Source organism: Clostridioides sp. GD02367, assembly GCF_045900275.1.
GTDB classification, from domain to species: Bacteria; Bacillota; Clostridia; order Peptostreptococcales; family Peptostreptococcaceae; genus Clostridioides; species Clostridioides difficile_A.
The window spans coordinates 82,382-90,799 of record NZ_JBJODK010000017.1 but is presented as its reverse complement, the minus strand read 5'-3'; the positions used below and the strand labels follow the sequence as shown (position 1 = coordinate 90,799).

General features: G+C 29.8%; 5 protein-coding genes and 7 tRNA genes. All 12 read left to right on the top strand.

Annotated elements, in window-relative coordinates; all coding sequences use genetic code 11:
• Positions 1–4: 4 nt before the first annotated feature.
• The 12 genes from Q3223_RS17995 (at position 5) to Q3223_RS17940 (ending at position 8,414) form a co-directional block, all read left to right on the top strand.
• A tRNA-Met gene (locus tag Q3223_RS17995) sits at positions 5–81 on the top strand.
• Between the two features lie 11 nt (positions 82–92).
• A tRNA-Ile gene (locus Q3223_RS17990) sits at positions 93–169 on the top strand.
• 20 nt (positions 170–189) lie between these two features.
• Positions 190–266 (top strand) — tRNA-His (locus Q3223_RS17985).
• Positions 267–274: 8 nt separating this feature from the next.
• A tRNA-Lys gene (locus Q3223_RS17980) sits at positions 275–350 on the top strand.
• A gap of 7 nt (positions 351–357) precedes the next feature.
• Positions 358–431: transfer RNA gene (locus tag Q3223_RS17975), tRNA-Cys, on the top strand.
• A gap of 8 nt (positions 432–439) precedes the next feature.
• Positions 440–516, top strand: a tRNA-Arg gene (locus tag Q3223_RS17970).
• 12 nt (positions 517–528) lie between these two features.
• A tRNA-Val gene (locus Q3223_RS17965) sits at positions 529–604 on the top strand.
• A 75-nt stretch (positions 605–679) separates the two neighbouring features.
• Entirely contained in the window at positions 680–1,093 is a 414-nt protein-coding gene (locus Q3223_RS17960; RefSeq protein ID WP_054275548.1) for a hypothetical protein, read from the top strand.
• Between the two features lie 302 nt (positions 1,094–1,395).
• Complete coding sequence (locus tag Q3223_RS17955; protein WP_054268640.1) at positions 1,396–4,827, top strand: pyruvate carboxylase; 3,432 nt, start codon at positions 1,396–1,398, stop codon at positions 4,825–4,827.
• A 241-nt stretch (positions 4,828–5,068) separates the two neighbouring features.
• Positions 5,069–6,997 carry a translation factor GTPase family protein gene (locus Q3223_RS17950; protein ID WP_054268641.1) on the top strand — a complete coding sequence of 643 codons (1,929 nt, stop codon included), beginning with the start codon at positions 5,069–5,071 and terminating at the stop codon, positions 6,995–6,997.
• A gap of 451 nt (positions 6,998–7,448) precedes the next feature.
• Positions 7,449–7,913, top strand: a complete 465-nt coding sequence (locus Q3223_RS17945; RefSeq protein ID WP_054268642.1) for a CtsR family transcriptional regulator — start codon at positions 7,449–7,451, stop codon at positions 7,911–7,913.
• 6 nt (positions 7,914–7,919) lie between these two features.
• On the top strand, positions 7,920–8,414 hold the full coding sequence (locus tag Q3223_RS17940) for a UvrB/UvrC motif-containing protein (protein ID WP_044211945.1): 495 nt from the start codon (positions 7,920–7,922) through the stop codon (positions 8,412–8,414).
• Positions 8,415–8,418 lie beyond the last annotated feature (4 nt).

Genomic DNA, 8,418 nt, shown 5'->3' with positions numbered 1-8,418 from the left:
ATATGGCGGTATAGCTTAGTTGGCTAGAGCGTTCGGTTCATACCCGAAAGGTCATAGGTTCGACTCCTATTACCGCTACCAAAATTTAATGTGGGCCATTAGCTCAGTTGGTTAGAGCGCCCGGCTCATAACCGGTAGGTCTGGGGTTCGAGTCCCTGATGGCCCACCACATTAAATTATGAATACATGGTGGGTATAGCTCAGTTGGTTAGAGCGCCAGATTGTGGCTCTGGAGGTCGTGAGTTCGACTCTCATTATCCACCCCAACTAATACGGTCTATTAGCTCAGTCGGTAGAGCACCTGACTTTTAATCAGGGTGTCCCGCGTTCGAGTCGCGGATAGATCACCAAAAAGGCGGCGACATAGCCAAGTGGTAAGGCAGTGGACTGCAACTCCTTGATCCCCAGTTCGAATCTGGGTGTCGCCTCCAATAAAAATGCGCTCATAGCTCAACTGGATAGAGTGTCTGACTACGAATCAGAAGGTTAGGGGTTCGAGTCCCTTTGGGCGCACCATATAAACATCGAGGGATTATAGCTCAGCTGGGAGAGCACCTGCCTTACAAGCAGGGGGTCACAGGTTCGAGCCCTGTTAATCCCACCAGTGCAAACCTCTAGTAATTTTACTAGAGGTTTTATTTTTGATTAAAAAAGTTTTTATATTTTGGAGGTAAGGAACTTGTATATAATAATAGGAAATGAAATAGTTGATAGCGAAGAACTAAAAGTAACTATAGATAAAAATAGCAAATTTAAAGTTGAAAAAGATTTAAGTAAAAGTACAAAGAGAGAAGATGTAATTGCGTATCAGTTAAGTATAGATTTGAGTTACTTAGATACTATAATAAGTGAACAATATGATTCTGTTAACTTATCTGATGAAGAAAAATTTGATGAATATATGACTTTATCTGATGAACTTGCACTAGATTTAGAAGAATTTATGCCAAAATACACAATAATAAATGCTAGAGCATATAAATTAGATGAGGTAGATGGAGTCGTAAAAATAATATTGGCTATAGCTTATGCAGATTTAGGTCATTTAAAACTTTCAGATGTAGTGAAGAGGGTATCTAGACAAATAGATTAGGGTATGAACGATATTAAAAAAATATATAAAATCTTACGTAAAGATGAAAATAATTATGTAAACGTAAGAAAAAACAGTATAAAATCAAGTCAATTGTAGAAATTTTCACATAAATTTGCCTGAAATTCCATAAAAAATGCCTTAATTTTAGTGAGGTAAATTGAGTTTACACAGTCTAAAAATTACTTATATTTATAAATTTATCTTATTAATTAAGGAACTTGCTTAAACATCTTCAAAAATAAAGTATTTTAGTCTATAATCTTTAATATTACACAAACAATAAAGGAGAAGAATAGAGTATGCTTAAAAAGTTTAATAAAATACTAGTAGCTAATAGAGGCGAAATAGCTATAAGAATATTTAGAGCCTGTTCAGAATTGGGGATAAAAAGTGTTGGTATATATAGTAAAGAAGATAAATATGGATTATTTAGAACAAAAGCAGATGAATCATATCTGATAGGGGAAGGCAAAGGTCCAATAGATGCATATCTAGACATGGATGGAATAATTGACTTGGCGAAGAGAAAAAAAGTTGATGCGATACATCCAGGATATGGTTTTCTAGCAGAGAATGCAGAGTTTGCTCGTAAATGTGAAGAGAATGGAATTACTTTTATAGGACCATCATCTAAAGTAATGAATATGATGGGAGATAAGATAAATTCTAAGAAAATCGCAAAAGAAGTTAATGTTCAAACTATACCAGGTGTAGAAAAAGCAATAAAAAGTACTGAAGAAGCAAAAGAAGTTGCAAATAAAATAGGTTATCCTGTTATGATAAAAGCATCTAACGGTGGTGGCGGTAGAGGTATGAGAATTGTACACCGCGAAGAAGACTTAGAGATTGAATATGAGACTGCTTGTAGTGAATCAAGAAAAGCTTTTGGAGAAGATATCATATTTATAGAAAAATATATAGCTGATCCAAAACATATAGAAGTTCAAATATTAGGAGATAACTATGGAAATATAGTTCATTTATACGAAAGAGACTGTTCTGTTCAAAGAAGACACCAAAAAATAATAGAATATGCCCCAGCTTTTTCACTAGATGATAAAGTAAGACAAGAAATATGTGAAGATGCAGTTAAATTATCAAAACATGTTGGCTATTCTAATGCTGGTACATTAGAGTTCTTAGTAGATGCTAATGGTGGACATTATTTTATAGAAATGAACACAAGAGTACAAGTTGAACATACTGTAACAGAGATGGTTACAGGAATAGATATAGTTCAAAGTCAAATACTAATAGCTCAAGGTTATAGTTTAGATAGTGAAGAAATAAATATAAAATCACAAGATGATGTAGAAATAAGAGGGTATTCTATCCAATGTAGAATAACTACAGAAGACCCTAAGAATAAATTTATGCCTGATACAGGAAAAATTCAAGTTTATAGAACTGGTTCAGGATTTGGTATAAGACTAGATGGTGGAAATGGATTTACAGGTGCAAATATAAGTCCTCACTATGATAGTTTGTTAGTTAAAACAATTTCTTGGGATAGAACATTCCAAGGAGCTATAAATAAAACTATAAGATCAGTAAAAGAGCTTAGAGTTAGAGGAGTTAAAACTAATGTAGGATTCTTAGTTAATGTTTTAAATAATCCTATATTCTCAAATGGTAAATGTAGTACTAAGTTTATAGATGAAAATCCAGATTTATTTGAAATAACAGAAAGTAAAGATAGAGGTACAAAATTACTTCAATTTATAGGGGATGTAATTGTAAATGATAATGCTTGTAAAGAAAAACCATTATTTGATGCGTTACATGACCCAAGAATGGATAAAGATGGTTCAAAGGCAGAAGGAAGCAAAATACTTTTTGATAAGTTAGGTAAATCTGCATATATAGAAAAGATAAAAAATGATAAGAAATTGTTGCTAACAGATACAACAATGAGAGATGCACATCAATCATTATTAGCAACAAGAATAAGAACATATGATTTATTAAAAGCTGCTCAGCCAACAGAAAAATATCAAAAAGATTTATTCTCACTTGAAATGTGGGGTGGAGCTACTTATGATGTTGCATATAGATTTTTAAAAGAATCACCTTGGCGTAGATTACAAAAGCTAAGAGAGGAAATACCAAGTATAATGTTCCAAATGTTGCTTAGAGCATCAAATGGAGTTGGATATAAAAACTACCCAGATAATGTAATAGAAGAATTTACAAAAGAATCTGCTAGACAAGGTATAGATGTATTTAGAATATTTGACTCATTAAACTGGGTTGAAAATATGAAACCATCTATAAATACAGCTTTAGAAACTGGAAAAATTGTTGAAGCAACTATGTGTTATACAGGTGATATACTAGATAAGACTAAAACTAAGTATAATCTAGAATATTATATTAAGATGGCACAAGAATTAGAAAGTTTAGGAGCAGATATAATAGCAATAAAAGATATGTCAGGACTTCTTAAACCATATTCAGCTTACACTCTAGTTAAAGAGCTAAAGAAAAATATAAAAGCACCAATACATTTACACACTCATGATACAAGTGGAAATGGTGTAGCAACTTGTTTGATGGCATCAGAAGCTGGTGTAGATATAATTGATGCTGCATTAGAATCTATGGCAGGGCTTACAAGTCAACCGTCACTTAATGCGATAGTAGAAGCTCTTAAAAATACAGAAAGAGATACAGGTATAGATTTATTTGGATATGATGAGTTAGGTAAATATTATAAGGATTTAAGAAAAGTCTATAGCAAATTTGAAAGTGATTTAACTAACTCTTGCGCAGAAATATATAATTTTGAAATACCAGGTGGTCAATATACAAACTTAAAACCTCAAGCTGATAGTTTAGGATTAGTTAATAGATTTGATGAAGTTAAAGAAAAATATAAAGAAGCTAATGAAGTAGTAGGAGATATAATAAAAGTTACTCCATCTTCAAAGGTTGTAGGAGACTTAGCTATCTTTATGACTAAAAATAAATTAGATAAAGACAATATAATTGAAGAAGGTAAAAACTTATCATTCCCAGATTCTGTTGTGGACTACTGTAAAGGTATGATTGGTCAACCAGAAGGTGGAATACCAAAAGATTTACAAGAAGTAGTTTTAAAAGGCGAAGAAGCTATTACAGTAAGACCTGGTTCATTATTACCAGCAGAAGATTTTGATGAAATAGCTAAATATCTGGATGAGAAATATGATATAAATGCTAATATAAGAAATGTTATAAGTTACGCTTTATATCCAAAAGTTTATGAGGATTATATCAAGCACTTACAACACTATAATGATATATCTAAACTTGAAAGTGATGTATTCTTCTATGGTTTAAATAAAAATGAAGAATGTGAAGTAGAGATAGAAGAAGGTAAAGTATTAACAATAAGATTAGTTGAAATCGGTGAAGTTAAGGAAAATGGATTTAGAACTATAGGATTTGAATTGAATGGAATGGTTAGAGAAGTAGAAATAAAAGATAGAAACTTCTCTGGTAAAATTCATAATGTTGAGAAAGCGGATATGAATGACCCTCTTCAAATTGGAGCAAGTATACCAGGAAAAGTTATAAAAATAATGGTTAAAGAAGAAGATGAAGTAAAAGCTAATCAACCACTAATAGTTATAGAAGCTATGAAAATGGAGACTATAATAGTTGCTAAGACTGATGGAGTAATTAAGTCAATCAAAGTAAAAGAAGATGATATGGTTGAAGATAAACAATTATTAATGATAATGAAATAATTGAATTAAGATAATTAAAAAAACACTCTAGAACATTTAATAAAAAATGTTTTAGAGTGTTTTTATTTATTTAAATTAAATTTTTGTTAAAAAAAAGAGGAAAATTACATCCATATGTAGAAATAAAGCTAGTAAGGAAAATGTTATCTAAAAATTCTAAAAATAATAAACATTTTCTGGACTATTTCTTAGGAAATAACAGCTAAGAGAAAATACATAAATTTAAAAGGTGGGTGCTTATATGAAGGTTTATGATAGTAAAATGTTGAGAAATGTAGCGGTATTAGGACATAGCGGATGTGGAAAAACAAATCTAATCGAAACTATAGCTTACACAGCAAACACTAATAAGATACCTAAATTAACAGACAAGGTAAATATGACTTATAGTATGGGATTAATACCTATAGAGTATAATGATTATAAGTTTAACTTATTGGATACCCCAGGATATTTTGACTTTAGCGGAGACGTTGTATCATCTCTTAGAGCAAGTGATGCAGCAATAATAGTAATAGATGCAACAGCACCTATTCAAGTTGGTACAGAGAAATCATTGGAACTAACTGAGAGTATTCCTAAGATAATGTTTATAAATAAAATAGATAATGAAAAAGCAAGATATAAAGACGCAATAGCAATGTTAAGAGAAAAATACAACAATAAGATAGTTCCTATGATAAGTCCTATATATAAAGATAAAAACTTTGTAAAGTTACATAATGTATTTGAAAACATAGATGATTTAGAAGGTGAATTCAAGGAACAAGCTATGAGTGTTAAAGAAGCATTAATGGAGCTTATAGCAGAGACAGATGACCAAATATTAGATAAATATTTTAATGGAGAAGAATTAACTACAGAAGAAATACAAAAAGGTATTGTTATAGGGATACAAAGAGGTGATATTATACCTGTAATATGTGGTTCAACTATAAATAATATAGGAACAAAAGAAATATTAGATACTATATCAAATTACCTAGAACCTATTTTTACAGAAGAAAGTAAACCATTTAGAGGATTGGTATTTAAGACTATGGTTGACCCATTTGTTGGTAAAATGTCATATATAAAAATTACTGAAGGTGTACTTTCTAAAGATAAAGATATCTTTAATATAAATAAAAATGTAAAGGAAAAGATAGCTAATATATATACATTGAAAAATAGTGAATTAGTGGAAGTAGAAAAAGCTAAAGCTGGAGATGTAGTAGTCGTAACTAAAATTAACTCTCTAAAAACAGGAGATACTATATCTATAGATAAAGATGCAGAAGCTTTGGAGAATATAGATTTCCCTAAGCCACAAATATACTATGCAGTAACTCCTAAGAATAAAGGTGATGAGGAAAAAGTAGCATCTGTATTAAATAAACTAGTAGAAGAAGACCCTACATTACATTCTTATAGAAATACAGAGACAAAACAAGCCCTTTTAGGAGGACAAGGAGAACTTCATATAAAAACAATTAAAAATAAAATGAAAGATAAATTTGGTGTTGATGTTGAACTAAATGACCTTAAAGTACCTTATAGAGAAACTATAAAAGGGACAGCAGATGTACAAGGAAAACATAAAAAACAATCAGGTGGTCATGGTCAATATGGAGATGTAAAAATAAGATTTGAAAGATGTGAATCTGATTTTGAATTTACAGAAGAGATATTTGGAGGTTCTGTACCAAAACAATATATACCTGCAGTTGAAAAAGGTTTAAAAGACTCTATGCAAAAAGGTGTATTAGCTGGTTATCCTGTTACAAATATAAAAGCTACACTTTATGATGGTTCATATCATGATGTAGACTCTTCTGAAATGGCCTTTAAAATGGCAGCAAGTGCAGCTTTTAAAAAGGGTATGGAAGAGGCTCATCCAATACTACTAGAACCTATAATGAAATTAAAGATAACTGTGCCAGAAGAATATATGGGAGATGTTATGGGTGATATAAATAAAAGAAGAGGAAAAATATTTGGAATGGAGCCAGATAATAAAGGTAAACAAATAATATTTGCAGAAGCACCACAGGCAGAAACATTTAAATATGCAATAGATTTAAGAGCAATGACACAAGGTAGAGGATACTTTGAAATGGAATTAGCAAAATATGGAGAGGTACCATCACAATTTGCAGAAAAAATAATTGGATTAGCTACTGCAAAATAATAAGCAAAATATAATAGTAAATAATTAATAGGATACTATTAAAAATATTTTTTGCATTTAAACTAGGTATAGGTTTTTTAGACAAACATATACCTAGTTTTTTATGTATTTTTAATGGATAAAAAATAAAAAGTACTTTCTTGAAAGGTTTAATAAAAAGAAAGTATTTTTTTATTATTATTTTTTAGAAATGTTTAATAATAAAAGTGAGAAGGTATATTTAAAATATAGAAGATATATAAAAGTATTGAGACCTAATAAAGCAAAAGTTTTAAATTTATTTGTTATAAGTATAATAAATAAAACCTTACAATCAGTGAAGTCATAAACTCATATCTATATTGTTATAAAAAATATAAAAATATATAATTTAGGGCTTTAAAAATTTAAATAATAGGTGTAAAATAATAGTCAAAGAAAGTCAAAATTAAAAAGGTGTGTGGTGATATTAATGGCAACTATGACAGATATAATTGAAAAATTTATTAAAGATTTGATGGAAGAAGATAATAGCATACAAATTCAAAGAAATGAACTAGCAAACTTGTTTAGTTGTGCACCATCACAAATAAATTATGTGTTAACAACAAGATTTACAATAGATAAAGGATATTATATTGAAAGCAAAAAAGGTGGCGGAGGATATGTTCAGATAGAAAAAATACGAAAAAGTAAAGATGGGCATATTAGAGAACTTTTAAATGAAAAGATAGGAAATCAAATATCATATAAAAAAGCAAAAGAATTATTGGAAAGTTTAAAAGAGTCAGGTCTAATTAGTGAAAGAGAATTAAAATTAATATTATATGCAATAGATGATAAATCATTATGTATGCCAATATATGAATTAAAAGAGAAGGTAAGGTCTAACATTCTAAAGAATATAATAATAGGGTTATTTAGTATAGAGGAGTGATAGTTTATGCTATGTCAAAAATGTAATAAGAATAAAGCATCCGTATATTATAATAAAATAGTCAATGGAGAAAAGACAGAAATGTACCTATGCAGTGAATGTGCAAAAGAGAATACAGAAATGAATTTTAATTTAGATATGCCTTTTTCAATGATGGATATATTTTCTAACTTAGGATTTCAACCAAAAAAAGAACTTGAAGAAAAGTTAGTTTGCCCAAACTGTAATATGACATACAGTGAATTTAAGAATAATGGAAGGTTTGGATGCAGTGAATGCTATAATGCATTTAGTAGTCAAGTAAATCCTATGCTTCAAAATATACATGGACATATAGAACATACAGGTAAGGCACCTAAAAAATCTTTTTATAAGATAAGTGTAGAAAATGAGATTAAGGAATTAAAAGAAGACTTAGATAGAGCTATAAAAAATGAGGAGTATGAATTGGCTGCTCAGTTTAGAGATAAAATTAAATATTTAAAAGGTTCTATTGACTAAGATT